The 23616-nt window shown below is 61.0% G+C and carries 25 protein-coding genes and 1 pseudogene; 13 read left to right on the forward strand and 13 right to left on the reverse strand.

The window, feature by feature from the left end:
- On the reverse strand, positions 1–738 hold the full coding sequence (locus ACLH0J_RS07070) for a substrate-binding periplasmic protein (RefSeq protein ID WP_411391404.1): 738 nt from the start codon (positions 736–738) through the stop codon (positions 1–3).
- A gap of 201 nt (positions 739–939) precedes the next feature.
- Here ACLH0J_RS07070 and ACLH0J_RS07075 point away from each other — a divergent pair, with 201 nt between their 5' ends.
- Entirely contained in the window at positions 940–1392 is a 453-nt protein-coding gene (locus ACLH0J_RS07075) for a GNAT family N-acetyltransferase (RefSeq protein ID WP_411392779.1), read from the forward strand.
- 114 nt (positions 1393–1506) lie between these two features.
- Here ACLH0J_RS07075 and ACLH0J_RS07080 read toward each other — a convergent pair whose 3' ends face one another.
- Genes ACLH0J_RS07080 through ACLH0J_RS07090 form a run of 3 tightly spaced genes read right to left on the reverse strand, consistent with a single transcriptional unit; the run spans position 1507 to position 4471 of the window.
- Complete coding sequence (locus ACLH0J_RS07080) at positions 1507–1803, reverse strand: helix-turn-helix domain-containing protein (protein WP_078834348.1); 297 nt, start codon at positions 1801–1803, stop codon at positions 1507–1509.
- 19 nt (positions 1804–1822) lie between these two features.
- The gene (locus tag ACLH0J_RS07085) at positions 1823–2323 is read right to left on the reverse strand and encodes a M48 family metallopeptidase (protein ID WP_010565934.1); all 501 of its coding nucleotides are present in this window, start codon (positions 2321–2323) and stop codon (positions 1823–1825) included.
- A gap of 42 nt (positions 2324–2365) precedes the next feature.
- Positions 2366–4471: a putative bifunctional diguanylate cyclase/phosphodiesterase gene (locus ACLH0J_RS07090; RefSeq protein WP_411391405.1), complete on the reverse strand. Its 2106-nt coding sequence runs from the start codon at positions 4469–4471 to the stop codon at positions 2366–2368.
- 313 nt (positions 4472–4784) lie between these two features.
- Here ACLH0J_RS07090 and ACLH0J_RS07095 point away from each other — a divergent pair, with 313 nt between their 5' ends.
- Together ACLH0J_RS07095 and ACLH0J_RS07100 are read left to right on the forward strand one after the other, a co-directional pair.
- Positions 4785–5450: a polysaccharide lyase family 7 protein gene (locus ACLH0J_RS07095; RefSeq protein ID WP_411391406.1), complete on the forward strand. Its 666-nt coding sequence runs from the start codon at positions 4785–4787 to the stop codon at positions 5448–5450.
- Between the two features lie 147 nt (positions 5451–5597).
- Complete coding sequence (locus tag ACLH0J_RS07100; RefSeq protein WP_411391407.1) at positions 5598–5840, forward strand: hypothetical protein; 243 nt, start codon at positions 5598–5600, stop codon at positions 5838–5840.
- Between the two features lie 96 nt (positions 5841–5936).
- Here the strand turns inward: ACLH0J_RS07100 and fba are convergent, their stop codons facing one another.
- The 6 genes from fba to tkt form a co-directional block, all read right to left on the reverse strand.
- Entirely contained in the window at positions 5937–7001 is a 1065-nt protein-coding gene (fba, locus tag ACLH0J_RS07105; RefSeq protein ID WP_003177554.1) for a class II fructose-bisphosphate aldolase, read from the reverse strand.
- Between the two features lie 199 nt (positions 7002–7200).
- Positions 7201–7533, reverse strand: coding sequence for an MliC family protein (locus tag ACLH0J_RS07110; RefSeq protein ID WP_411391408.1), 333 nt, complete (start codon positions 7531–7533; stop codon positions 7201–7203).
- A 61-nt stretch (positions 7534–7594) separates the two neighbouring features.
- Positions 7595–7822: a hypothetical protein gene (locus tag ACLH0J_RS07115; RefSeq protein WP_411391409.1), complete on the reverse strand. Its 228-nt coding sequence runs from the start codon at positions 7820–7822 to the stop codon at positions 7595–7597.
- Positions 7823–7851: 29 nt separating this feature from the next.
- Entirely contained in the window at positions 7852–9015 is a 1164-nt protein-coding gene (locus ACLH0J_RS07120; RefSeq protein ID WP_411391410.1) for a phosphoglycerate kinase, read from the reverse strand.
- A gap of 18 nt (positions 9016–9033) precedes the next feature.
- Positions 9034–10083 (reverse strand): erythrose-4-phosphate dehydrogenase, encoded by a 1050-nt coding sequence (gene epd, locus ACLH0J_RS07125; RefSeq protein ID WP_411391411.1) that lies wholly within the window; start codon positions 10081–10083, stop codon positions 9034–9036.
- A 168-nt stretch (positions 10084–10251) separates the two neighbouring features.
- Positions 10252–12249 (reverse strand): transketolase, encoded by a 1998-nt coding sequence (gene tkt / locus ACLH0J_RS07130; protein ID WP_411391412.1) that lies wholly within the window; start codon positions 12247–12249, stop codon positions 10252–10254.
- A 259-nt stretch (positions 12250–12508) separates the two neighbouring features.
- On the opposite strand from tkt, the gene ACLH0J_RS07135 reads away from it, so the two are divergent.
- The 4 genes from ACLH0J_RS07135 to ACLH0J_RS07150 all read left to right on the forward strand — a co-directional run bounded on the left by ACLH0J_RS07135 (position 12509) and on the right by ACLH0J_RS07150 (position 16982).
- The gene (locus ACLH0J_RS07135) at positions 12509–13504 is read left to right on the forward strand and encodes an ArsR/SmtB family transcription factor (protein WP_411391413.1); all 996 of its coding nucleotides are present in this window, start codon (positions 12509–12511) and stop codon (positions 13502–13504) included.
- A gap of 19 nt (positions 13505–13523) precedes the next feature.
- Positions 13524–14714: a methionine adenosyltransferase gene (metK, locus tag ACLH0J_RS07140; protein WP_411391414.1), complete on the forward strand. Its 1191-nt coding sequence runs from the start codon at positions 13524–13526 to the stop codon at positions 14712–14714.
- Positions 14715–14851: 137 nt separating this feature from the next.
- The gene (gene ligB, locus ACLH0J_RS07145) at positions 14852–16516 is read left to right on the forward strand and encodes an NAD-dependent DNA ligase LigB (protein WP_411391415.1); all 1665 of its coding nucleotides are present in this window, start codon (positions 14852–14854) and stop codon (positions 16514–16516) included.
- Positions 16517–16586: 70 nt separating this feature from the next.
- Positions 16587–16982: a DUF1090 domain-containing protein gene (locus tag ACLH0J_RS07150; RefSeq protein WP_411391416.1), complete on the forward strand. Its 396-nt coding sequence runs from the start codon at positions 16587–16589 to the stop codon at positions 16980–16982.
- A gap of 6 nt (positions 16983–16988) precedes the next feature.
- Here the strand turns inward: ACLH0J_RS07150 and ACLH0J_RS07155 are convergent, their stop codons facing one another.
- Positions 16989–17438 (reverse strand): c-type cytochrome, encoded by a 450-nt coding sequence (locus tag ACLH0J_RS07155; protein ID WP_411391417.1) that lies wholly within the window; start codon positions 17436–17438, stop codon positions 16989–16991.
- Positions 17439–17566: 128 nt separating this feature from the next.
- Here ACLH0J_RS07155 and ACLH0J_RS07160 point away from each other — a divergent pair, with 128 nt between their 5' ends.
- Positions 17567–18742: a murein transglycosylase A gene (locus ACLH0J_RS07160; RefSeq protein ID WP_411391418.1), complete on the forward strand. Its 1176-nt coding sequence runs from the start codon at positions 17567–17569 to the stop codon at positions 18740–18742.
- A gap of 51 nt (positions 18743–18793) precedes the next feature.
- Here ACLH0J_RS07160 and ACLH0J_RS07165 read toward each other — a convergent pair whose 3' ends face one another.
- Positions 18794–19180, reverse strand: a complete 387-nt coding sequence (locus ACLH0J_RS07165) for an MAPEG family protein (protein ID WP_411391419.1) — start codon at positions 19178–19180, stop codon at positions 18794–18796.
- A gap of 256 nt (positions 19181–19436) precedes the next feature.
- Between ACLH0J_RS07165 and arsH the strand changes: the two genes are divergently transcribed.
- From arsH to ACLH0J_RS07190, 5 genes and pseudogenes are all read left to right on the forward strand, one after another.
- A complete protein-coding gene (gene arsH, locus ACLH0J_RS07170; protein WP_411391420.1) occupies positions 19437–20150 on the forward strand; it encodes an arsenical resistance protein ArsH in 714 nt (237 codons plus the stop codon).
- A gap of 9 nt (positions 20151–20159) precedes the next feature.
- Positions 20160–20384 (forward strand): annotated as a pseudogene (locus ACLH0J_RS07175) (ArsC/Spx/MgsR family protein); the annotation flags it as partial.
- Positions 20385–20565: 181 nt separating this feature from the next.
- The gene (locus ACLH0J_RS07180; protein WP_411391421.1) at positions 20566–21306 is read left to right on the forward strand and encodes an NAD(P)-binding protein; all 741 of its coding nucleotides are present in this window, start codon (positions 20566–20568) and stop codon (positions 21304–21306) included.
- A gap of 5 nt (positions 21307–21311) precedes the next feature.
- Positions 21312–22349: a permease gene (locus ACLH0J_RS07185; RefSeq protein ID WP_411391422.1), complete on the forward strand. Its 1038-nt coding sequence runs from the start codon at positions 21312–21314 to the stop codon at positions 22347–22349.
- A 19-nt stretch (positions 22350–22368) separates the two neighbouring features.
- The gene (locus ACLH0J_RS07190; RefSeq protein WP_411391423.1) at positions 22369–22605 is read left to right on the forward strand and encodes a thioredoxin family protein; all 237 of its coding nucleotides are present in this window, start codon (positions 22369–22371) and stop codon (positions 22603–22605) included.
- 69 nt (positions 22606–22674) lie between these two features.
- Here the strand turns inward: ACLH0J_RS07190 and ACLH0J_RS07195 are convergent, their stop codons facing one another.
- Positions 22675–23562: a formate/nitrite transporter family protein gene (locus ACLH0J_RS07195; RefSeq protein WP_411391424.1), complete on the reverse strand. Its 888-nt coding sequence runs from the start codon at positions 23560–23562 to the stop codon at positions 22675–22677.
- Positions 23563–23616: the final 54 nt, after the last annotated feature.

A 23616-nucleotide genomic window follows, 5' to 3' on the forward strand; every position in this document is an offset into this window, starting at 1 on the left:
TCACATCCCATGCAACCGCATCAAGCGCTCATAACTGCCATCGACCTTCATCTTGGCAATCTCCCGATCAAACCCGGCGACAATCTGCGCATGCTCGGGGTTTTTCAGGCTGACCAGGATATGCAGGCTGTTTTCGCTCAATGCCTTGGGTAAAAACTCCACCGCATTGCGCACCCGCAGCGATTCGCGTGACAGGTAATAGCGCGCCACATACTCATCCTCCACGGTCAGTCGCACCCGTTGCGCCGCCAGCATGCGCACGGCCATGACGAAGTTGTGCACCGGGACTTTCTGCAACTGCGTATCTCCGTCGAACGCCGCCGAATAGGCATAACCGCGCACCACAGCGATGGGGTAATCGTGCAGTTGCTCAAGGTTCTGAAAGTCGATGGGGTCGTCGCGGCGCTTGATCAGGCGTACGCGGTTGAGCAGGTATTCACCGGAAAACTGCCCCAGGTGCGTACGCGCCTCGTCGTACCAGGCGTTGACCACCACGTCATAGCGCCCGTCACCCACGCCCATCAGCGCACGGGCCCAGGGCACCTGCTCGAATTCACTGGCATAACCCGCCCGGGCCAGGGCCGTGCTGACGATGTCCGTGGCCAAACCGCCATTGATCAAGGTGGCGTCGGTAAACGGTGGCCAGGCATCCGCTACCAGGCGCAGACGCTGGGCGAGCGCTGGCATCGCCAGCAACAACACTCCAAATAAAGCAACGGCACGAGAGAATCGCGGCATGCTCAAAATCCTTGGCAAGCAGGCGGTGGCCTTGGCTCAGGCGGCGCCTGAACTTCTAACAGTAGCTCAGATTACACAAAGAAACGGGGCGTGAACGCACTCAATAATGGCTAATTGATTTCATTGGCAACAATGGCTGATTTAGACAGCATTGCCCGCCACGCCTACTATCAGGAACAGGCATCTATGCGAGAACACACCATGACAGTCGATTGGGTCTGCAAACACCACAACGACCTCGGCAAAGAGCAGCTCTACGCCATTTTGCGCCTGCGCAACGAGGTCTTCGTCGTTGAGCAAAAATGCATCTATCAAGATATAGATGGGCAGGATCTGCTCGGCGACACCCATCACTTGATGGCCTGGAAGGACGATGAGCTGATGGCCTACCTGCGCCTGCTGGACCCGGACACCCAGGGCGGCGATGTGGTGGTCGGCCGGGTGATCGTCGCGCCGGTGGCAAGGGGCACCGGGCTGGGGCATCAACTGATGATCGAGGCACTCAAGCAAATTGACGATATCTGGCCGGACACGCCGATCTTCCTGTCCGCCCAGGCGCATTTGCAGGGGTATTACGCGCGGTATGGTTTCCGGGTGGCGGGTGAGGAATACCTGGAGGATGACATCCCCCATATAGGGATGCGGCGCGCCTGAGGATGCCATCGGGAGCAAGCCCCCTCCCACCTATAACCGCGTACATCCATTGGAACACGGTCGCATGTGGGAGGGGGCTTGCTCCCGATAGCGGCGGCCCAGCCACCGCTGAACTCAGGGGTAATCCAGAACCCGCTTGATCTGGCTGAGATTCGCCTCGATCCAACGCCGGTCAATCGCGCCCCACTCGCGAATCCGATAGCGCCCGGCATGGTTGCGCGCGCCGTCTTCCTGCTCGAACTCACAGACGATATCCAAGTCGGCCAATGCCGCAATCGTGTCCTGTGCGGTGCGCCGCGGCATGCCCGTGGCGTCGGTCAGCGCCGGGACGCTGCTGGCCTGCCCGCTGTCGATCAGGTAGGCCACGTACAGGCGGCGGTAGAAGCTGCTCTTGGTCTTGCTCACATCCATGGTCGGTCGCCTTGTGCGGTCAGGGTTTGCCCTGCAGGTCGCGATACGTGAGGTACACCCGCAGGTCGAATTCCACCTGATGGTAGCCGGGCATCATGTATTCGCAGAGTTTATAGAACGCCTTGTTGTGGTCCGACTCCTTGAAGTGCGCCAACTCGTGCACCACGATCATGCGCAGAAATTCCGGCGCCGCCTCTTTGAACAGAGCGGCGATACGAATCTCTTTCTTGGCTTTGAGGTTGCCGCCCTGAATCCTCGAAATCGTGGTGTGCAGGCCCAGGGCGCGGTGGGTCAGGTCCAGGCGGTTGTCGAACAGCACCTTGTCGATGGCCGGCGCATTACGCAGGTGTTCCTGTTTCAAGGCCAGGGCATAGGCGTACAACGCCTTGTCGCTCTGCACGGCATGACGTTCGGGGTAACGCTGCTCCAGGTAGGCGCCCAACTGGTCCTTGGCGATCAGTTGGCGCACTTGTTCCTGAAGGGCAGCGGGGTAAGCCTGGAGGTATTTCAGCGCGGTCATGGGGTCTGCAACAGGGTCTGGATGGGCGCCAGTGTAGCGAATTCAACGGACGCGGGCGCGCGACCAGTGCACCACGTCCTCGGCCATCAACGGCTGCGCCGCCCAGGGGCCCTGGATAAACGCGCAGCCATTGGCCTTGAGCCATTGAGCCTGTTCGGGGGTTTCCACGCCTTCGGCCACCACCAGCACCTCGAAATGCCCGCACAGTTCGATAATGCTGCGCGCCATCGCCGCGTCGCGCACCGAGCCCGGCAGGCATGCGACCAGTTGCGGGTCGAGCTTGAGGGTGTCGAAAGCCAGGTCGCGCAGATGCGCCAGGGAACACTGCCCACAGCCGAAATCATCCAGCGCGATACGCACCCCGATGCGGCGCAGCAGTTTGAGTTGCTTGGTGGCTTCTTCCAGGTTGTTCATCAGGCAGTCTTCGCTGATCGCCACCTCCAACTGCCGCGCCTGCAAGCCATATCGCTCGATGACCTGCTGCATCTGGTTGGCCAGGTTGGGCATATTGAACTGGCTGCTGCTCAGGCTCACGCTCAGCACCAGCTCATCATCGAAGGTGGTTTGCCAGGCCTGACGCTGGGCGGCGACCTGCTGGTAAATCCAGGCGCTCAGTTGACTGATCAGCCGCGCCTCTTCCAGCAACGGCAAAAACAGCCCCGGCGGTACATCGCCGACGCTCGGGTGCTGCCAGCGCAACAGCGCTTCGACGCCACGCAAGCGCCCGTCCACCAACGACACCTGCGGCTGGTACACCAGGGTGAAGTCCTTGTTGTCGATGGCCGTGCGTACGCTGTCTTCCAGCATCAGGCGCGAGCGGGCGCGACCGTTCATTTCCTGATCGTAATAGCGATATTGCTGACGGCCAGCGCGCTTGGCTTCGTACATCGCAATGTCAGCGGCGCGTAGCAGGCCATTGAGGTCCGAGCCGCAATCGGGAAACGTGGCGATGCCGATGCTGACGCCGAGCATCACATCCAAACCGTCAACCTGCTGGCAAATAGACACCCGTTCAATCAGCTCTTCCGAGATCTTTGCCGCCTGCTCCGGGAACTCCAGCTCCAGCAACGCGGTGAATTCATCGCCCCCCATGCGCCCGAGAATGTCATAGGAGCGCAGGCAACTCTGCAATTGCTCCGAGACCCAACGCAGCACCCGATCACCGGCGTCATGCCCGAGGGAATCGTTGACGCGCTTGAAGCCGTCGAGGTCCAGGTAGAGCAACACCAGGGACTGATCCGCCCGCTCGTTGCGCAGCAGGGTGCTCTCGACTGCCTGATGGAAACCGCGCCGGTTCAACAGCCCGGTCAGCGGGTCGGTGACCGCCTGGAACTCCAATTGCTGATGCAGGTGGCGCACCTCGGACATGTCCAGCACCGTCACCACCATGGCCTTCTGCTCGGCGGGCAATGGCGCGCAGGACATCGCCACCGGCACCTGCTGGCCACGGCCGGTACGCAGGATCGCATCGTGCAGGCGCCAGGTATCGCCCTGGCGGTAGCCTTCGTACATTTGCGAGTCCGGCCAGGCCGGCACATGGGGTTTTTGCAGGAACCCCAGGAATTCCTGGCCCTGCAACTCGTCGATCTTGGCATTGAGCAGGCGTGAAATCGCCGGGTTGGCGTACTCGATCACGCCCGCCTCACTCACCACCAGAATGCCTTCGGCGGCGTTATCCAGCACCGAGGCATTGAAGGCGCGGGCCGATTCGAGGTCATGACTCAGGCGCTGCAAGGCCCGGCGGTTGCGCTGCTGCTCCAGCAACGCCTGGACCTTGGGCTTGAGGATATGCGGGTCGAAGGGTTTGAACAGGTAATCGATAGCGCCGCTGGCATAACCTTCCAGCACGGCGGCCGGCGATTGGGCGTTGGCACTGAGAAAAATAATCGGCGTCATGCTTGTGCGCTGGCTGCCGCGCATCAGGCGAGCCACTTCAAAACCATCCATGCCGGGCATCTTCACATCGAGCAGGACCAGGTCGACTTCATGCACCAGCAACAACTCGAGGGCTTCCAGACCGGAGCCGGCGGTGACCACCTGCCAGTCATCGCGTTGCAAAAGCGCACGCATGCTGACCAGGTTTTCCGGGTAGTCATCGACGACCAGAAGAACCGAACCGCCATCGCCGTGGTGTGGAGCGCATTCCATGCTACGTCTCATCCTTAAGGAGCTGCCCCGGTCACTTCTAAGATAAAACCCGGATAGACACTGAGGGGTCACTCTAGCCTTGGATACCGTAAATCAGAAGTGACCTAAGTGCCATCATCGCGCCAAAGGATAGGAAGCCGACTAACGGTCAGCGTCTACAGCCCACGATTCACGGGAATCATGGCTTTTTGGCATTCCTTTGGCGCCAATAATTTGCCAGGCCTTCATTAACAAGCGAGTGACGACCGCCTATAAAGAACCTGTCTGGTCCAAAGGACCATAGCCTACACAACTCTGTAAAAAGGCCTACACCATGATTGATCTTTCCACCTGGAACCTGAGCATTCCGGTCGGCTCCCCGCCCGCGACCATCGACACCCCGAAACTGCTGAGCGGCTTCAAAGACCAATACTTCCAGGCAGAAGGCAGCAACGTGCAATTCTGGACACCGGTCACCGGCACCCGCACCGAAAACGCCGTGTACCCGCGCAGCGAACTGCGCGAAACCTACGCCGATGGGCGCCTGCGCAACTGGGCCTACACCGACGCCGACAACTTCCTGCGCGCCACCCTCACCGTCAACCAGGTGCCCTCCACCGGCAAGATCGTCATCGGCCAGATCCACGCCTATGACAGCCAGAAACCGCTGATCAAACTGGAGTACCAATTCAAGGAAAAAACCCAGACCGGCAACCTCGTCGCCAAAGTGCGCATGCGCCCGGATGACAGCGAAGGGCGGGTCATCACCGTCGCCTCCAACGTGCCGCTGGAGAAAAGCTTCACCTACGTCATCAACCTCAACAAAGCCGGGCTGCTGAGCGTATACGCCGCCGACGGTGAGTGGAACGAGCGCATCGGCGCGGCGTGGGGCAGCAAGCCGTTGTACTTCAAGGCGGGGGCGTATGTGCAGGACAACAGTGGCAACAGCAAGGAAGGCGCGAAGGTGACGTTTGCGAAGTTGGATATCGATCACGACTGAACGCACCGGTTGATCCACGCTTTTGGCAATCACCTGCATGCCGATCCGATCTAAGTAACTGTCAACGTTGACAGTTACTGAACCCGCCCTGCCTCGTTAGATTGATGCCACCCCCTCATCCAATCACCCCCGCAGGAGGTTGGCCTCATGACCACGGCAACTGAAACAACGTTGAACAGCCTCAGGAAAGGGCAAAAAATCAAAGTGACCGGAAAGCTGTATGGAAGCGACGAAGAGACCGACGAAGGCGAAGTCTACGAAAATGACGCCCAACGAAAAAAACTCACCTATTACCGCCGTTCCGGCAGTTATAAGACGCTGGAGTATGCCGTGATCAGCGACATCACGCTCATTGACGAATACTCCCCCTCAGGTCCTCTGGACTATTGAAAACAGCGTGCGGTGTTTGTCGCTGACGCTGCCTGACCACATTCGAGCCGAAAAAAAGCCCGCATCGCTGCGGGCTTCTTTTTAAACGACCAAGGCTCAGTTCACCTTAGCGTTCAACTCACCTTTCAAATAGCGCTGGTACATCGCTTCCAACGAGATCGGCTTGATCTTCGAAGCATTACCGGCGGTGCCGAAAGCCTCGTAGCGTGCGATACACACATCACGCATCGCAGTCACAGTGGCGCCGAAGAATTTACGCGGGTCGAACTCGCTCGGGTTGGTGGCCATCAGGCGACGCATTGCGCCAGTGGACGCCAGGCGCAGGTCGGTGTCGATGTTGACCTTGCGCACGCCGTACTTGATGCCTTCGACGATTTCTTCAACCGGTACGCCGTAGGTTTCTTTGATGTCGCCGCCGTACTGGTTGATGATCGCCAGCCATTCTTGCGGCACCGAGGAAGAACCGTGCATCACCAGGTGGGTGTTGGGGATGCGTTTGTGGATTTCCTTGATGCGGTCGATGGCCAGCACGTCGCCGGTAGGCGGCTTGGTGAACTTGTAGGCGCCGTGGCTGGTGCCGATGGCGATGGCCAGGGCGTCCACTTGGGTCTTCTTGACGAAGTCGGCAGCTTCTTCCGGGTCGGTCAGCATCTGGCTGTGATCCAGCACGCCTTCGGCGCCGATGCCGTCTTCTTCGCCGGCCATGCCGGTTTCCAGGGAACCCAGGCAGCCCAGCTCGCCTTCAACCGAAACGCCGCAGGCGTGCGCCATGGCCACGGTTTGTTGGGTCACACGGACGTTGTACTCGTAATCGGTCGGGGTCTTGCCGTCTTCGCCGAGGGAGCCGTCCATCATCACCGAGCTGAAGCCCAGTTGGATGGAACGCTGGCACACGTCAGGGCTGGTGCCGTGGTCCTGGTGCATGCACACCGGGATATGTGGGAATTCTTCGATCGCGGCGAGGATCAGGTGACGCAGGAACGGGGCGCCGGCGTATTTACGCGCACCGGCCGAAGCCTGGACGATCACTGGGGAGTCGGTCTTGTCAGCGGCTTCCATGATGGCGCGCATCTGCTCAAGGTTGTTGACGTTAAAGGCTGGGACGCCGTAGCCGAACTCGGCTGCGTGGTCCAGCATTTGACGCATGCTGATAAGTGCCATTGTGTTGTCTCTCCCGGACGAGGGTCGTTAATCGTGCAAGCCTGCCGTAGCGGCGGCTGCTATTCAAGTTTCCGATTCAGAACCGGATCAATGTGGGAGGGGGCTTGCTCCCGATAGCGGTGTATCAGCAAACACAGTCGGCGACTGACCTACCACTATCGGGAGCAAGCCCCCTCCCACATTGGGATCTCTTCTTTTACTACTTGGCTTTGCAGCCACGGCCGATCAGATCGTCGGTGGCCACCCAGTAAACCAGGCCTTCCTCACCTTTTGTGTGAAACGCCAGTTGGTCGTTGCTGTACAGCACGCCCGAGGCGGCAACGTCCTGCTTCAGGCGGTAAACCTGGTCCGAACCACCGAGGCGCACATCCACCTCGCTATGGGCCTGGTTGGCAAAGCGCCAATTGACCTCGGCCTTGCTGTCGCAGGTCCAAGTGGTCCATTTGTCCGCAGGCTCTGCCTTGTTGAACATGTTCATGCTGCTGCAACCGGCCAGTAACGCCAATGCTGCCAGGGCGAAAACGCCTTTCATTGCCAATCCTCGCACCGGGGCCAAGGGCCTGCCGATGCTGTCGGTTAGTTGATCAGACCCGTCAAGGGCAACCCTGTTCCTGACCGTTGGGCGCAGAGTCGTATTTCTCCAGCCGTTCGTTGCCCATGCGCTTGTTGATCACCGGCATGGTCTCGGCTTGCCAGTCAGCCTGGTAGCAGCCTTTTTTCTGTGCTGCCACCGCCGCGCCAGGCGCAGGCTTGGCGCTTGGCGTGCTACCGCAGCCGGCCAACAGGCCCGCTGCGATCATGAGTGCCAACGACTTGGTCATGGGAAAACTCCTTTTCCGGGTCACAAGCCTTAGCCTTTGGCTCGGGTTTCCAGCACTTCGACGGCGGGCAGGACTTTGCCCTCGACGAATTCGAGGAAGGCGCCGCCACCGGTAGAAATGTAGGAGATCTGGTCAGCCACGCCATATTTGTCGATGGCCGCCAGGGTGTCGCCTCCGCCGGCGATGGAGAATGCCGAGCTTTCGGCAATCGCCTTGGCCAGCACTTTGGTGCCGTTGCCGAATTGGTCGAACTCGAACACACCGACCGGACCGTTCCACAGGATGGTCCGCGAGGCTTTCAGCAGTTCGGCGAAGTTGGCTGCAGTTTGCGGGCCAATGTCCAGGATCATGTCGTCGGCGGCCACGTCGGCAACCAGTTTGACGGTGGCTTCGGCGCTTTCAGCGAATTCCTTGGCGACGACCACGTCCACTGGCAGCGGCACGCTGACCTTGGCGGCGATGGCGCGGGCGGTGTCGAGCAGGTCCGGCTCGTACAGGGACTTGCCCACCGGGTGGCCGGCGGCGGCCAGGAAGGTGTTGGCAATGCCGCCGCCAACAATCAGTTGGTTGCAGATCTGGCTCAGGCTGTTGAGCACGTCCAGCTTGGTGGAGACTTTGGAGCCGGCGACGATGGCTGCCATCGGTTGGGCCGGCGCCTTCAGGGCCTTGCCCAGTGCGTCCAGCTCGGCAGCCAGCAATGGGCCGGCGGCCGCAACCTTGGCGAACTTGGCCACGCCGTGGGTGGAACCCTCGGCGCGGTGGGCGGTGCCGAAGGCATCCATCACGAACACGTCGCACAGGGCGGCGTATTGCTGGGCCAGTTCGTCACTGTTCTTTTTCTCGCCTTTGTTGAAGCGCACGTTTTCGAACAGCACGATGTCGCCAGGCTTGACGTCGACGCCACCCAAGTAGTCAGCCACCAGCGGCACGTCGCGACCCAGAGCCTTGCTCAAGTAGTCGGCCACAGGCTTGAGGCTGTTTTCCGCGGAGAACTCACCTTCGGTCGGACGACCCAGGTGGGAGCAGACCATCACGGCCGCGCCTTTTTCCAGGGCCAGCTTGATGGTCGGCAGCGAGGCCAGGATTCGCGCATCGCTGGTGACAACACCGTCCTTGATCGGGACGTTGAGGTCTTCACGAATCAGTACGCGTTTACCTTGCAGATCGAGGTCGGTCATCTTCAACACGGTCATGGGTGGCAATTCCTGAGGCTAAAGTTGTGGAGAGGCTGTTTGCAGATAGTGCTCTGCGACGTCCAGCATTCGGTTGGCAAACCCCCATTCGTTGTCGAACCAGGCCAGGATGTTCACCAGCCGGGGGCCGGAAACGCGGGTCTGGCTGGCATCGACGATCGCCGAATGCGGGTCATGGTTGAAATCGCAACTGGCGTGGGGCAACTCGGTGTAGGCCAGCAGGCCTTTGAGCGGGCCGCTGGTGGCGGCGTCGCGCAGAATCCGGTTGACCTCCACCGCGTCGGTGTCGCTGACGGTTTGCATGGTGATATCCAGGCACGACACGTTCACCGTCGGCACCCGCACGGCTTTGGCCTGAATTCGCCCGGCAAGTTCCGGCAACAGTCGCTCGATGCCACGGGCCAGCCCGGTGGACACCGGAATCACTGACTGAAACGCCGAGCGCGTGCGACGCAGGTCTTCATGATGATAGGCGTCGATCACCGGTTGGTCGTTCATCGCCGAGTGAATCGTGGTGATCGACACGTAATCCAGGCCGATCGCCTGATCCAGCAGGCGCAACAGCGGCACGCTGCAGTTGGTGGTGCAGGAGGCGTTGGACACCAGCCGCTCATCGCCGGTCAGGCAATCCTGGTTGATGCCGTAGACGATGGTGGCGTCGACATCCGCCTCGCTGGCCATCGGCTGGGAAAACAGCACACGCGGCGCGCCGGCGTCGAGGAAACGCTGGCCATCGGCACGGGTGTTATAGGCACCGGAGCATTCCAACACCAGGTCGACGTCCAACGCCGCCCAGTCGATGCCCTCGGGGGTGGCACTGCGCAGCACTTTCACGCAGTTGCCCTTGATATGCAGACAATCGCCTTCCACCCGCACTTCGCCGGGGAACCGGCCGTGGGTGGAGTCAAAGCGTGTCAGGTATTCGATGCTGGCCATGTCGGCCAGATCGTTGATCGCAACAATTTCAAACCCGGCCGCCGCCCCCCGCTCGAACAGAGCACGCAAGACGCAACGACCAATGCGGCCGTAGCCGTTGAGTGCAACTTTGTAGGGACGCGGTTGGGGCATGGGGTTCTCGATTACCTTGGGTAATAGGGTGGCGGGGCGAGCGCTATCGCGAGCAAGCCCGCTCCCACACTTGGAATGGGTTCACAACTCAAACTATGTGAACCCGATCCAAGTGTGGGAGCGGGCTTGCTCGCGAAGAGGCCGGCACCGCCACCTCAATCTACAGCCTTAGTCTTCCAGCAGCTCTTCAGCCTGACCCAGGATGTTTTCCAGGGTGAAACCGAACTCTTCGAACAAGGCAGGCGCAGGCGCCGACTCACCGTAGGTGGTCATGCCGATCACGCGACCTTCCAGGCCCACATACTTGTACCAGTAGTCGGCGTGCGCCGCTTCGATGGCGATACGTGCGCTGACCTGCAACGGCAACACCGATTGCTTGTAGTCGGCGTCCTGGGCTTCGAACACGCTGGTGCATGGCATGGAGACCACGCGTACGTTACGGCCTTGTGCGGTCAGCTTGTCGTAGGCCTGAACGGTCAGGCCCACTTCGGAACCGGTGGAGATCAGGATCAGCTCCGGCTCGCCGATGCAGTCCTTGAGCACGTAGCCACCACGGCTGATATCAGCGATCTGCGCGTCGGTGCGCACCTGATGTTGCAGGTTCTGACGCGAGAAGATCAGCGCCGAAGGGCCGTCCTTGCGTTCAATGGCGTGCTTCCAGGCCACGGCGGATTCGACCGCGTCGGCTGGGCGCCAGCAATCCAGGTTCGGCGTGGTGCGCAGGCTGGTCAGTTGCTCGACCGGCTGGTGAGTCGGGCCGTCTTCGCCCAGGCCGATGGAATCGTGGGTGTACACGTGGATCACGCGCTTCTTCATCAGCGCGGCCATGCGCACTGCGTTGCGGGCGTATTCCATGAACATCAGGAAGGTCGCGCCGTAAGGCACCAGGCCGCCGTGCAGGGACACGCCGTTCATGATGGCGCTCATGCCGAATTCGCGCACGCCGTAGTACATGTAGTTGCCGCTGGCGTCTTCGGCGGAGACACCTTTGCAGCCTTTCCACAGGGTCAGGTTGGAACCGGCCAGGTCGGCCGAACCGCCGAGGAACTCAGGCAGCAGCGGACCGAAGGCGTTGAGGGTGTTCTGGCTGGCTTTACGGCTGGCGATGGTTTCGCCCTTGGCCGCGACTTCGGCGATGTAGGCCGAGGCTTTTTCCGCGAAATCGGCAGGCAGGTCACCGGCCAGGCGGCGTACCAGCTCATTGGCAAGCTCAGGGAATTCGGCGGAGTAGGCGGCGAAACGCTGGTCCCACTCGGCTTCGGTGGCCAGGCCTTGTTCCTTGGCATCCCATTCGGCGTAGATGTCGGCCGGGATTTCGAACGGGCCGTAGTTCCACTTCAGCGCTTCACGGGTCAGGGCGATTTCCGCGTCACCCAGTGGGGCGCCGTGGCAGTCTTCTTTACCCTGCTTGTTCGGCGAGCCGAAACCGATGGTGGTCTTGCAGCAGATCAGGGTTGGCCGCTCGCTCTTGCGTGCGGTGTCGATAGCGGTCTTGATTTCTTCCGGGTCGTGACCGTCGACGTTGCGGATCACCTGCCAGTTGTAGGCTTCGAAACGCTTGGGGGTGTCGTCGGTGAACCAGCCTTCGACTTCGCCGTCGATGGAAATGCCGTTGTCATCGTAGAACGCGATCAGCTTGCCCAGGCCCAGGGTGCCGGCCAGGGAAGCGACTTCGTGGGAAATGCCTTCCATCATGCAGCCATCACCCAGGAACACGTAGGTGTGGTGGTCGACGATGTCGTGGCCAGGGCGGTTGAACTGCGCGCCCAGGACTTTTTCCGCCAGCGCGAAACCGACGGCGTTGGCCAGGCCTTGGCCCAGGGGACCGGTGGTGGTCTCGACGCCTGGGGTGTAGCCGAATTCAGGGTGGCCCGGGGTGCGGCTGTGCAGTTGGCGGAAGCTTTTCAGATCGTCGATGGTGAGATCGTAGCCGGTCAGGTGCAGCAGCGAGTAGATCAGCATCGAGCCATGGCCGTTGGACAGCACGAAGCGGTCACGGTCGGCGAAAGACGGGTTGGTCGGGTTGTGTTTCAGGTAGTCACGCCAGAGTACCTCGGCGATATCCGCCATGCCCATCGGGGCACCGGGATGGCCGCTGTTGGCTTTTTGCACGGCATCCATGCTGAGGGCACGAATGGCGTTGGCACGCTCACGACGGCTGGGCATCGCTGTTCTCCTGGAGGTTGAATAAAAGAAACGGAAAAAAGGACCGGCATTTTCCCTCAGCCACCGCCTGCGGGCAATGACAGATAGTCACTTGAAGATGTTTTTCCTGTGGTTTGCGCGGCATTCATCCGCAGAAACCTTTCACGGGTTCGCCTGCAAGTTATAGCAACGGCTTATAACCGCCACTTATCGATCAATATCAAAACTTTTTGATATTGGCCTTGCGGGGATATCCACCCGTCTCTAGACTGCTGGCCTTATGAACCTACCCGTGCCCTCCCTGCGTCCTGACGATAGCGATGACCTGGCTGCCTTATGCAAGGCCGCTGGCGACCCGTTGCGCCTGAACGTATTGCGCGCACTGACCAACGATTCCTTCGGCGTATTGGAACTGGCGCAGATTTTCGCCATCGGCCAGTCCGGCATGAGCCACCACTTGAAGGTGCTGTCCCAGGCCGACCTGGTGGCCACCCGCCGCGAAGGCAACGCGATTTTCTATCGCCGCGCCCTGCCCCACACCGACCTGCTGGGCGGCAAGCTGCACGCCGCGCTGTTCGACGAAGTGGACAGCCTGAACCTGCCGCACGATGTGCAATCGCGCATCGGCCAGGTCCATGGGCAACGCGCCGCCGCCAGCCAGGACTTTTTCGCACGGATCGCCGAGAAGTTTCGCGCCCAACAGGACTTGATCGCGGGCTTGCCCCAATACCGCGACAGCGTACTGGCGCTGCTCGACAAGCTGAGCTTCAGTGATAAGGCCACGGCGATGGAAGTCGGGCCTGGGGATGGCGGTTTCCTGCCGGACCTGGCGCGCCGGTTCAAGCAGGTCACGGCACTGGACAACAGCCCGGCGATGCTCGACCTGGCGCGCCAGCTCTGCGAGCGCGAGGCATTGGGCAATGTCACCCTGCAATTGGCCGACGCGCTGAACAGCCCGACCCTCAAAGCCGACTGCGTGGTGCTGAACATGGTCTTGCACCATTTCGCCGCACCCGCCGACGCACTCAAGCACATGGCCGGGTTGCTGCACCCCGGCGGTAGCCTGCTGGTTACGGATTTATGCAGCCACAACCAGAATTGGGCCAGGGAGGCCTGCGGTGATCTCTGGTTGGGTTTTGAACAGGACGATCTGGCCCGTTGGGCCACCGCTGCGGGACTCGTTCCCGGGGAAAGCCTCTATGTAGGTTTACGTAATGGTTTCCAGATTCAGGTCCGCCATTTTCAGCGGCCGGCTGGCGACACTCACCATCGGTAAATATCAGGAAAACATCGAGATGAGCGAATACTCCCTTTTCACCTCCGAGTCCGTGTCTGAAGGGCATCCGGACAAAATCGCCGACCAGATTTCTGATGCGGTGCTGGACGCCATCATTGCTAAAGACAAGTTCGCCCGAGTGGCGTGCGAGACCCTGGTGAAAACCGGTGTAGCGATCATCGCGGGCGAAGTGACCACCACCGCCTGGGTAGACCTGGAGCAGATCGTCCGTGATGTGATCACCGAGATCGGCTACAACAGCTCCAACGTGGGCTTCGACGGCGCGACCTGCGGCGTGATGAACATCATTGGCAAGCAGTCGCCTGACATCAACCAGGGCGTCGACCGTGCCAAGCCGGAAGACCAGGGCGCGGGCGACCAGGGCCTGATGTTCGGCTACGCCAGCAACGAAACCGACGTGCTGATGCCGGCGCCGATCACCTTCTCGCACCAACTGGTGAAGCGCCAGGCCGAAGCGCGTAAATCCGGGCTGCTGCCGTGGCTGCGCCCGGACGCCAAGTCCCAGGTAACCTGCCGCTATGAAGGCGGCAAAGTCGTCGGCATTGATGCGGTCGTGCTGTCGACCCAGCACAACCCGGACGTGTCCTACGCCGACCTGCGCGAAGGCGTGATGGAGCTGATCGTCAAGCACGTGCTGCCTGCCGAACTGCTGAGCAAGGACACCCAGTTCCACATCAACCCGACCGGCCAGTTCATCATCGGCGGCCCGGTGGGCGACTGCGGCCTGACCGGTCGCAAGATCATCGTCGACAGCTACGGCGGCATGGCCCGTCACGGCGGCGGCGCGTTCTCCGGTAAAGATCCGTCCAAGGTCGACCGTTCGGCGGCCTACGCCGGTCGTTACGTAGCCAAGAACATCGTCGCGGCAGGCCTGGCCGAGCGCTGCGAGATTCAAGTGTCCTACGCCATCGGTGTGGCCCAGCCTACGTCGATCTCGCTGAACACCTTCGGCACCGGCAAGATCAGCGACGAAAAAATCGTCAAACTGGTGCGCGAGATCTTCGACCTGCGCCCTTACGCGATCACCACCATGCTCGACCTGCTGCACCCGATGTACCAGGAAACTGCAGCCTACGGCCACTTCGGGCGTACCCCTGCGCAGAAGACCGTCGGCGACGACACCTTCACCACCTTCACCTGGGAAAAAACCGATCGCGCCAACGACCTGCGTACCGCCGCCGGTCTGTAATCGCCTACGGTATCCAGGCACTTGGGCAATCCGCCCACGGGCCTGGAAACACCCCGTAAAAAGCCCCGCACTGTCGGGGCTTTTTTGTGGCCGAGTGGATCATTTAGGCTGGGCGTCCTTTTCGAGCAAGGAAGCTCATGATGCGTTTATTCGCCGCGTTTCTACTGAGTGTTTCAATGGGTTTCGCAGGGGCCGACGACTGCCCCGAGTCAGCCCGATCGCAGCTCAATCCGCTGGCCGAGCAAATCGCCCAGTGGGATGACAGCTACCACCGGCTGGGCCAGTCCCTCGTCAGCGATGAACTCTACGACCAGGCCCGCCAACGTCTTGCGCGCTGGCGTGAGTGTTTTTCCCAGCCCGCTACCGTACCTGACAACCCGCTGGCCAGCGCACGCGGCAACCTGCCTCACCCGATCGCCCATACCGGCCTGGAAAAACGCCTGGATGAACAGGCGGTCGCGGCCTGGCTGGGCACGCGTCAGAATGTCTGGATCCAACCCAAGGTCGACGGCGTGGCGGTGACCCTGGTGTATCGCCAGGGCGCATTGCACCAGGTCATCAGCCGTGGCGACGGCAGGCTCGGCCAGGATTGGACGGCCAGCGCGCGTAAAATCCCCGCCATCGTCCAGCAACTGCCGGAGCCTATCGACCTGATACTGCAAGGCGAACTCTATTGGCGCCTCGACGGCCATGTGCAATCGGCCGATGGCGGGCTCAATGCCCGCAGCAAGGTGGCGGGGCTGATGAACCGTCACCGCTTGAGCGACACCGACGCCGCCGGCATCGGCCTGTTCGTCTGGGCCTGGCCCGAGGGGCCCCAGGCGTTCAGCGAGCGCCTGGCCAGCCTGGCACGCTGGGGCTTGAGCGACAGCCAGCGCTACAGCCAGCCCATTCAAGGCATTGCCGAGGCCGCGCACTGGCGCACTTATTGGTACAACCAGCCGCTGCCCTTCGCCACCGACGGCGTGGTGCTGCACCAGGCGCAGCGCGCGCCCGCCGAACGCTGGCAGGTCAGCTCGCCGTACTGGGCGGTCGCCTGGAAGTACCCGGCCGCCCAGGCCCTGGCGTGGGTGCGCGAGGTGCACTTCAACATCGGTCGCACCGGGCGCATCACGCCCCTGCTGGAACTGGAGCCGGTGCAGCTCGACGACCGGCAGATCAGCCGCGTCAGCGCCGGCTCCTTGAAACGCTGGCAAGCACTGGATATCCGCCCTGGCGACCAGGTGTCCATCAGCCTGGCGGGCCAGGTGATTCCGCGCCTGGACGACGTGATCCTGCGCAACGACACGCGGGTGCAACTGCCTGTCCCCAATCCCCGGGACTTCCACGCTTTGAGCTGCTGGCAACTGGACCCCGGCTGCGAGGAACAGTTGCTGGCCCGCCTCACCTGGCTCAGCGGCAACCAGGGCCTGGCCTTGCCGCACATCGGTCGCGAGACTTGGAACGTATTGATCCAGGCCGGTCTAATCGCAGGCTTGCTCGATTGGTTGACCCTCGATGCAGCAGAGCTTGCTAACATTGACGGCTTCGGCGATCGCAGCCGCGCACGGCTGCTCGACAGCCTGCACAGCGCACGGCAACGGCCTTTCGCACAATGGCTCAAGGCCCTGGGCATACCGCCTGCGGCGCGCACTAACCTGCAAGGCGGCTGGCAGGCGCTGGTCGCCAGGGATACTCAAGCCTGGCGGGCCATTGATGGCATCGGCCCGGGCCGCGCGGCGCAACTGAGCGCTTTCTTTCGCGACCCGCAGGTACAGGCGTTGGCTGAAACACTACGCGTGGCCGGGATCGACGGGTTTTGAACCCGAGCCGGCCACCTTTGAACAACGGCAGAATTCATCCTGCCGTCAGATTGCGACCTTGGAGTTCCACATGAAATTTCTCGCCCCCTTTGCCCTGTTAACCGTCGCAAGCTTCATGACCACGCCGCTGCTGGCGGCCGAAGAAGCCGCTCCACTCACCGGCTGCGCCGCCAAGCGCCAGGCCATCAGCACCCAGATCGAACAGGCCAAGGCCCACGGCAACAGCGAACAACAGGCCGGCCTGGAAAAAGCCCTGAGCGAAGTCACCGCCAATTGCACCGATGCGTCCTTGAAAAAGGAGCGGGAAAACCGGGTGCTCGATGCCAAGCACGAAGTCAGCCGCCGTCAGGCCGACCTCGACAAAGCGATGAAAAAAGGCGACGCGGACAAGATCAACAAACGTAAGGACAAACTCGCCGAGGCGCGCAAAGAACTGCAGGACGCCGTGGAAGAACTCGACCAGTAATAACCGTCAGTGGTCCCGGAACTGCTTATGGCAGGCGCTGCACGCATCTTCGACTTTCTGCACCGCAGGCCCCAGGTTGCTGGCCTTGTAGGGCTGGACTTGGCTGGCGATCACCAATTCACCGGTGGCCGCTTCAAGATCGCGGGCCAGCGCCTGGAATTGCGCCTGTTTCTGCCACACGTCGTCCTTGGCGCTGGTGTGATCTTCTTCACGCACGCTCGGGAAATGCTTCCACGGTTCGTGGGACAGCGCATCGAGCTTGACCGCACCTTCGGCGAACTTCGCCCCGTCGAACGGGATACGTCCACGCAGCATGCCGCCCAGGTCTTCGCCGGTCTTGAGCATCTGTTTGAAGATCGCCTTGCGCTGACCCAGCGGGGAATTCGGATCGACACCGCCGCAGGCAGACAAGGTCACGCAGGCCAGCAATACAACCGTCAGTTTTTTAAAAGTCATGGTGGCTCAGGGTCACGGGAAACGGCGGCCAGTATCCTCGCCCCGCCCGTAAACACCAATAGCCCTATTAACAATAAGGGTTGCCCGGAAGCGTTTAAATCCGCGCAATCGCTTCAGGAATTATCTGTATGAAAATCCTTTTGAACGCCTGGAACCGCCGGCTGGCGTGGGCTCTGCCGATGATCGCGCTGCTGGCCGGCTGCGATGCGGGCAAAGACGCCGGCAAAGATGAAACTTCAAAACCCCACCCCGTTGCCACGTATGTGAGTGCACCGTGGGAAGCCTTGCCGGCGGTGTCCGACAGCGACCTGCTGGCCGGTTTTGAATCCTGGCGCAGCGCCTGCCAACGCCTCAAGGCCGACCCCATATGGGGCGCGACCTGTGCCGCAGCGACCGGCGTGCCGGGGGATGCCGTGGCAGTTCGCGGTTTTCTCAAGGAGCGCCTGGATGTGTTCGGCCTGCGCTCGGCCGACAACACCCCCAACGGCCTGATCACTGGCTACTACGAACCGGTCTACCCCGGCAGCCTGACCAAAACCGCCACCGCCCATGTGCCGGTGTATGGCGTGCCGGACGACCTGATCATCGTCAATCTGGAAAGCATCTACCCCGAACTCAAGGGCAAGCGCCTGCGCGGTCGCCTGGAAGGGCGCGTGCTCAAGCCGTATGACGACGCCAGTACCATCAACGGCCAGGGCTCCAGCGCCACGCCGATTGCCTGGCTGACAGACCCGATGGACCTGCAATTCCTGCAGATCCAGGGCTCGGGCCGCATCCAACTGGCCGGTGGCCGGCAACTGCGCATCGGCTATGGCGACCAGAACGGCTACCCCTATCGCCCAATCGGCCGCTGGCTGGTGGAGCAAGGCGAGTTGAAAAAGGAAGACGTGACCATGGGCGCGATCAGCGCCTGGGCCAAGGCACACCCGCAACGCATCCCGGAGCTGCTGGCGAGCAACCCCAGCTATGTATTTTTCAGCGCCCGTCCCGACAGCAACGAAGGCCCGCGCGGCTCGCTGAACGTGCCGTTGACCGCCGGCTACAGCGTGGCGGTGGACCGCAAGGTGATCCCGCTGGGCAGCCTGTTGTGGTTGTCGACGACCAAGCCTGACGGTTCGCCGATTGCGCGTCCGGTCGCGGCGCAGGACACCGGCGGCGCAATCACCGGTGAAGTGCGCGCGGACCTGTTCTGGGGCACCGGCGAGGCGGCCGGCGAACTGGCCGGGAACATGAAGCAGCAGGGGCAAATCTGGATGTTGTGGCCCAAAGGCGCGGCGTTGCCCCAGGTGCCGGAGACGCTCTAGATGAAATGCGGGAGGGACTTGCGCCCTCCCACAAGGGGTTTGCGTACGACCTCAGATCGAGACGAAGAAGAAACTCGCGATCAACGCCATGCCCACCGCCCACACCAGCGAACGCAGGATCGCCCAGTCGGCCAGGTAGCAAATGATGTACAGCAGGCGACTGGTCACAAACAGCACCGCAAGGACGTTGATGGTCACCAGCGAGGCGGTGCCCGCCAGGTGCGCAATGATCACCGCCGCCGCAAACGCCGGGGTGACTTCAAAACTGTTGAGCTGCGCGCTATGGGCACGCTTGGCGAACCCTTCGAGGGTTTCCAGGAAGGCGCGGGGATCGTGATTCTGCTGTGGCCCGAACTTGCCACCGCTGAACTTCGCCACGCCTATGCACAGGTAAGGCAGAAAAATTGCGATCAACACACACCAGAAAGCGACCGTCATCATTCATTCCTTTTGTAGTTTTAAACAGCGGTTAGAGGTTTAGCACTAAAAATGCCACGCCGCACGCACCGTGCTATGAACGCGCCGCCGGCCGAAAGGTTCTATCGTCCATCCGTTCATCTCCTGCCTGCCTTCCCACCTGGACGGTAGTGGCCCAAGCCGCAACAGCAAATAACATATTCGCTTTACCGAATATTCGCCAAACCATATATTCAAACCCAGACAGCATCCCGCCAGCGCCGCCGCAGGAGTTTATATGCAAGACACATTACCGAACGTACACGCCGACCTGATCGACCTGCCGTCGCTGGAGCTGCTGTCGCCGCGTACGCCTTCGCGCCATAAGCCTCGGATTCTTCTGCTGTACGGATCGACACGAGAGCGCTCATTCAGCCGGTTAGTCACGCAAGAGGCGGCGCGACTGCTGAACGAGTTTGGCGCCGACACCAAAATCTTTGACCCTTCGGGTCTGCCGCTGCCGGATGACGCGCCCGATACCCATCCCAAGGTCGTCGAACTGCGCGAGCTGATGCAATGGTCAGAAGGACAAGTGTGGTGTTCTCCTGAGCGACACGGCGCCATGAGCGCGGTGTTCAAGGCCCAGATCGACTGGGTTCCGCTGGCGATGGGGGCGGTGCGACCGACGCAGGGAAAAACCCTGGCGGTGATGCAGGTCTGCGGCGGTTCGCAGTCTTTCAACGTGGTCAATCAACTGCGGGTGTTGGGGCGCTGGATGCGGATGTTCACCATCCCAAACCAATCCTCGGTGGCCAAGGCGTTCACCGAGTTCGACGAGGCGGGCCGTATGAAGCCGTCCGCGTACTACGACCGTTTGGTGGATGTGATGGAAGAACTGATGAAGTTCACGCTGCTATTGCGCGATCGCCAGGACTATCTGGTTGATCGTTACTCCGAGCGTAAAGAGTCCGCTGAAGAGCTGTCCAAGCGTGTCAACCAGCGTTCCATTTAATGCCTGTGCGAGGAACTGGGACTGGGCGATACATCACTGACTGACGAACGGCTCATTGATGCCATGATGGCTTACCCCATCCTGATCAATCGCCCCATCGTCGTGACGCCGTTGGGGACGCGCTTGTGTCGTCCCTCGGAGGCTGTCCTCGACGTGTTGCCGCAAGAGCAGCGCGGCCGCTTCGCCAAAGAGGACGGACAAGTCGTCATTGATGAGCATGGCCGCAGGGTGTGAACCGATGCGAAGTAGACGGGCATGGAGGCATGGATCGGATGCTCTCCGGCTCTTCTCGCCATCCGCATGGCATTCAAATCCCGGCCCAGTCGCATCCTCGAACATCTGAGCTAGATCAGTTGGCTCTCAATCCTGGCTTTCTATACTGACTGCCGCCCAGCACCGATTTAAGGCTTGCGCCATGACTCATTCAGCCAGCACCCCATTAGATGCAGTGATTATCGGTGGGGGTCAGTCAGCCTTGGCGGTCGCGTATTTTCTGCGCCGAACGCAGCTGTCGTTCGTCATCCTCGACGCAGAGGAAGCGCCCGGGGGTGCCTGGCGGCATGGCTGGAACTCGCTGCGTTTATTCTCACCGGCCACCTGGAGTTCGGAAGTTTCCAAAGTCGCTGAGACCACGTGGGTAACGCCTACTGAGCCGATGTTTTTGCCTGATGACGTGGACGGACGGGTGCTGTTTGAACGGGCGACTCAGCGCTTGAAAGCTCAGCAGGAGGGACGTGTCATTGACCACCCCGTCGGCGGGTTGGGCGACATTGTCATGGTGCCGCCCGTTATAGAAGCCCGTGGGCGTGAAGCGCTCAAGTCCGTGCGCCCCTTTGAACGCTTCACGCGCGCGGGTGTGAGATGGGCCGACGGCTCCGAGTCTGCAGTGGATGTGGTGATCTGGTGCACCGGATTCAGGCCCGCACTGCAGCACCTGGAGGCGCTGGGAGTGATCAACACCGAAGGCCGTGTCGAGGTCGAAGGCACTCATTCGATCCAGGAGCCCAGACTATGGCTGGTGGGCTATGGCGAATGGACCGGTTCGGCATCCGCCACGCTGATCGGTGTCACACGCACGGCTCGCAGCACCGTCAATGAGATCGCGGCCTGTCTTGACGATTCGTCCATGGCCTGTGCGCCTAAGCCCCAGGAGTAGCGGACATGAACGAAATGATCGTGCGCTGGCCTGAGCGAAACCCACGCGTGTTTTTGGCGGCAGCAGCGCTTGTCTGGTTCGGATTGTACGAAGCCCTGATTCCTGTTTCAGAGGCTGTGGTCGCAGCGCTTCCGGTTGAGCGAAACAGCCACCTTGGCGGCGCCTTACAGTTTTTTTTCTACGACACGCCCAAAGTGTTGATGCTGTTGACGGGCATCGTGTTCTTGATGGGCATGCTCAACGCCTACTTCACGCCTGAACGCACCCGCGCAATATTGGCAGGGCGAAGCGAGGGCATGGCCAATGTCATGGCGGCCTCGCTCGGTGTGTTCACCCCATTTTGCTCGTGCTCAGCCGTTCCTCTTTTTATAGGTTTTGTTCAAGCCGGCGTGCCCCTGGGGGTGACGTTTTCTTTCCTCATTTCTGCGCCCATGGTGAATGAGGTCGCGCTGACACTGCTGCTTGGCCTGTTCGGCTGGAAAGTTGCGTTGCTGTATCTCAGCCTGGGGTTGTTTATTGCAATTGTGGCTGGCTGGGTCATTGGCCGCCTGAACATGGAGGCCTATCTGGAAGATTGGGTTCGCGACATGCCCAGGATCCAGGCAACCGCCGGGGACACGCGCATGCCCCTGTATGAGCGGATAAATGCCGGGTTTGCCAGCGTGCGTGAAATCGTCGGAAAAGTCTGGCCTTACATCCTGGCCGGTATTGCCATTGGCGCAGGCATTCACGGGTATGTGCCAGAGGATTTCATGGCCAGTTTCATGGGCAAGGAAGCCTGGTGGTCGGTTCCGCTCGCGGTTCTTATCGGCATCCCCATGTATACCAATGCGGCAGGCATCATCCCCATTGTGCAGGCACTGCTCGCAAAGGGCGCAGCGCTGGGCACTGTGCTGGCCTTCATGATGAGTGTCATCGCCCTGTCCCTTCCGGAGATGGTGATCTTGCGAAAAGTGCTGAAAGTTCGCCTGATTGCCACCTTCATTGGCGTCGTCGCCGTCGGCATTCTCATCGTTGGCTACGTCTTCAACTTCGCGTTGTAATCCATCTACCGAGGTTTTTATGAAAGACATCAAGGTCCTGGGCAGCGGTTGTGCAAAATGTAAATCGACCGTCGCCCTCATCGAACAGGTGGCCAGTGCGAAAGGCATCCCCATAACGCTGGAAAAAATCGAAGACATGCAGCAGATCGTCAGCTATGGGGTCATGTCCACGCCCAGCGTCGTGATTGATGGAAAGGTTGTTCACTCAGGGGGCATCCCGCCCCGCGACAAAGTCGAACAGTGGCTCAGCGCTTAGAGAGATGACCGCCGCGTTGCCGTGAGCGCAAACCGGAGCGTGGGTTCGGCGAAATCACACACCTGAGCGTCACTGCGCCTTGTCGATCTGCTGCGGATGCCTCGGGTCCGCCGCCTTCTTGCCCGGCAGGCTGCTCTCGCTGCGGATCTGCGCATGGCTGATCAGTGCAAAGATAAAGCTGCCGCCGACGATGTTGCCCGCCAGGGTCGGGCCGGCGAACACCAGCCAGAAATCCTTCCACGGTAGCTCGCCGGCAAACACCAGGTACGACACTTCCGCGGAGCCGACGACGATGTGGGTGAAGTCCCCCAGCGCCATCAGGTAGGTGATGAGGATGATGATCCACATCTTGGCGCTTTCCATCGACGGGATCATCCACACCATGGTGGCGATCATCCAGCCGGAGACGATGCCTTTGGCGAACATCTGGCCGGGGGAGTTCTCCATGATCTTGCGGCCGATCTCGAGGAAGGCCAGGTCGGTCTTGGTGTCGAAGATCGGCAGGTGCAGCATCACGTAGGCCACCAGCAGGGTGCCGCAGAGGTTGCCCACCAGCACCACGCTCCACAACCTCAACAGCCGTCCGGCATTGGCCCACGTGGGTTTGCTCATCACCGGCAATACGGCGGTGAGGGTGTTTTCCGTGAACAGTTGCTGGCGCGCCAGAATCACCGCCAAAAAGCCCGCGCAGTAGCCAAAGCTGGCGATCACTTTGAAGGCCTCGCCGTCCGGCAGGCGCGAATTGAGCAAGCCCATCGCCATCAGCGACAGGCCCATGGTCAACCCGGCCGCCAGCGCCGACCACCACAGGGCGGCGACGCTGCGTTCCAGTTCCTGGTCGCCCTGGGTGCGGATGATTTCGTGGAGCACCGCCGCCCGGGGCGGCTGGTTATCGTCCACATCCTTTTGCTCTTCCTGCGACAGGTTGGGGGTCTTGCCGTCTTCGTGTGTGGCCATGATGTACCAGAGTCCAAGGGGTGCCTGTAGCTACGACACGCCGCGACAGTAGGT

It is taken from the genome of Pseudomonas sp. MPB23 (assembly GCF_046605395.1).
Classification (GTDB): domain Bacteria; phylum Pseudomonadota; class Gammaproteobacteria; order Pseudomonadales; family Pseudomonadaceae; genus Aquipseudomonas.

Bases quoted from the DNA above. Each gene is read 5' to 3' on its own strand.
- ACLH0J_RS07070 (WP_411391404.1), bottom strand. From the start codon at position 738: ATGCCGCGATTCTCTCGTGCCGTTGCTTTATTTGGAGTGTTGTTGCTG.
- ACLH0J_RS07075 (WP_411392779.1), top strand. From the start codon at position 940: ATGACAGTCGATTGGGTCTGCAAACACCACAACGACCTCGGCAAAGAG.
- ACLH0J_RS07080 (WP_078834348.1), bottom strand. From the start codon at position 1,803: ATGGATGTGAGCAAGACCAAGAGCAGCTTCTACCGCCGCCTGTACGTG.
- ACLH0J_RS07085 (WP_010565934.1), bottom strand. From the start codon at position 2,323: ATGACCGCGCTGAAATACCTCCAGGCTTACCCCGCTGCCCTTCAGGAA.
- ACLH0J_RS07090 (WP_411391405.1), bottom strand. From the start codon at position 4,471: ATGGAATGCGCTCCACACCACGGCGATGGCGGTTCGGTTCTTCTGGTC.
- ACLH0J_RS07095 (WP_411391406.1), top strand. From the start codon at position 4,785: ATGATTGATCTTTCCACCTGGAACCTGAGCATTCCGGTCGGCTCCCCG.
- ACLH0J_RS07100 (WP_411391407.1), top strand. From the start codon at position 5,598: ATGACCACGGCAACTGAAACAACGTTGAACAGCCTCAGGAAAGGGCAA.
- fba (WP_003177554.1), bottom strand. From the start codon at position 7,001: ATGGCACTTATCAGCATGCGTCAAATGCTGGACCACGCAGCCGAGTTC.
- ACLH0J_RS07110 (WP_411391408.1), bottom strand. From the start codon at position 7,533: ATGAAAGGCGTTTTCGCCCTGGCAGCATTGGCGTTACTGGCCGGTTGC.
- ACLH0J_RS07115 (WP_411391409.1), bottom strand. From the start codon at position 7,822: ATGACCAAGTCGTTGGCACTCATGATCGCAGCGGGCCTGTTGGCCGGC.
- ACLH0J_RS07120 (WP_411391410.1), bottom strand. From the start codon at position 9,015: ATGACCGTGTTGAAGATGACCGACCTCGATCTGCAAGGTAAACGCGTA.
- epd (WP_411391411.1), bottom strand. From the start codon at position 10,083: ATGCCCCAACCGCGTCCCTACAAAGTTGCACTCAACGGCTACGGCCGC.
- tkt (WP_411391412.1), bottom strand. From the start codon at position 12,249: ATGCCCAGCCGTCGTGAGCGTGCCAACGCCATTCGTGCCCTCAGCATG.
- ACLH0J_RS07135 (WP_411391413.1), top strand. From the start codon at position 12,509: ATGAACCTACCCGTGCCCTCCCTGCGTCCTGACGATAGCGATGACCTG.
- metK (WP_411391414.1), top strand. From the start codon at position 13,524: ATGAGCGAATACTCCCTTTTCACCTCCGAGTCCGTGTCTGAAGGGCAT.
- ligB (WP_411391415.1), top strand. From the start codon at position 14,852: ATGATGCGTTTATTCGCCGCGTTTCTACTGAGTGTTTCAATGGGTTTC.
- ACLH0J_RS07150 (WP_411391416.1), top strand. From the start codon at position 16,587: ATGAAATTTCTCGCCCCCTTTGCCCTGTTAACCGTCGCAAGCTTCATG.
- ACLH0J_RS07155 (WP_411391417.1), bottom strand. From the start codon at position 17,438: ATGACTTTTAAAAAACTGACGGTTGTATTGCTGGCCTGCGTGACCTTG.
- ACLH0J_RS07160 (WP_411391418.1), top strand. From the start codon at position 17,567: ATGAAAATCCTTTTGAACGCCTGGAACCGCCGGCTGGCGTGGGCTCTG.
- ACLH0J_RS07165 (WP_411391419.1), bottom strand. From the start codon at position 19,180: ATGACGGTCGCTTTCTGGTGTGTGTTGATCGCAATTTTTCTGCCTTAC.
- arsH (WP_411391420.1), top strand. From the start codon at position 19,437: ATGCAAGACACATTACCGAACGTACACGCCGACCTGATCGACCTGCCG.
- ACLH0J_RS07180 (WP_411391421.1), top strand. From the start codon at position 20,566: ATGACTCATTCAGCCAGCACCCCATTAGATGCAGTGATTATCGGTGGG.
- ACLH0J_RS07185 (WP_411391422.1), top strand. From the start codon at position 21,312: ATGAACGAAATGATCGTGCGCTGGCCTGAGCGAAACCCACGCGTGTTT.
- ACLH0J_RS07190 (WP_411391423.1), top strand. From the start codon at position 22,369: ATGAAAGACATCAAGGTCCTGGGCAGCGGTTGTGCAAAATGTAAATCG.
- ACLH0J_RS07195 (WP_411391424.1), bottom strand. From the start codon at position 23,562: ATGGCCACACACGAAGACGGCAAGACCCCCAACCTGTCGCAGGAAGAG.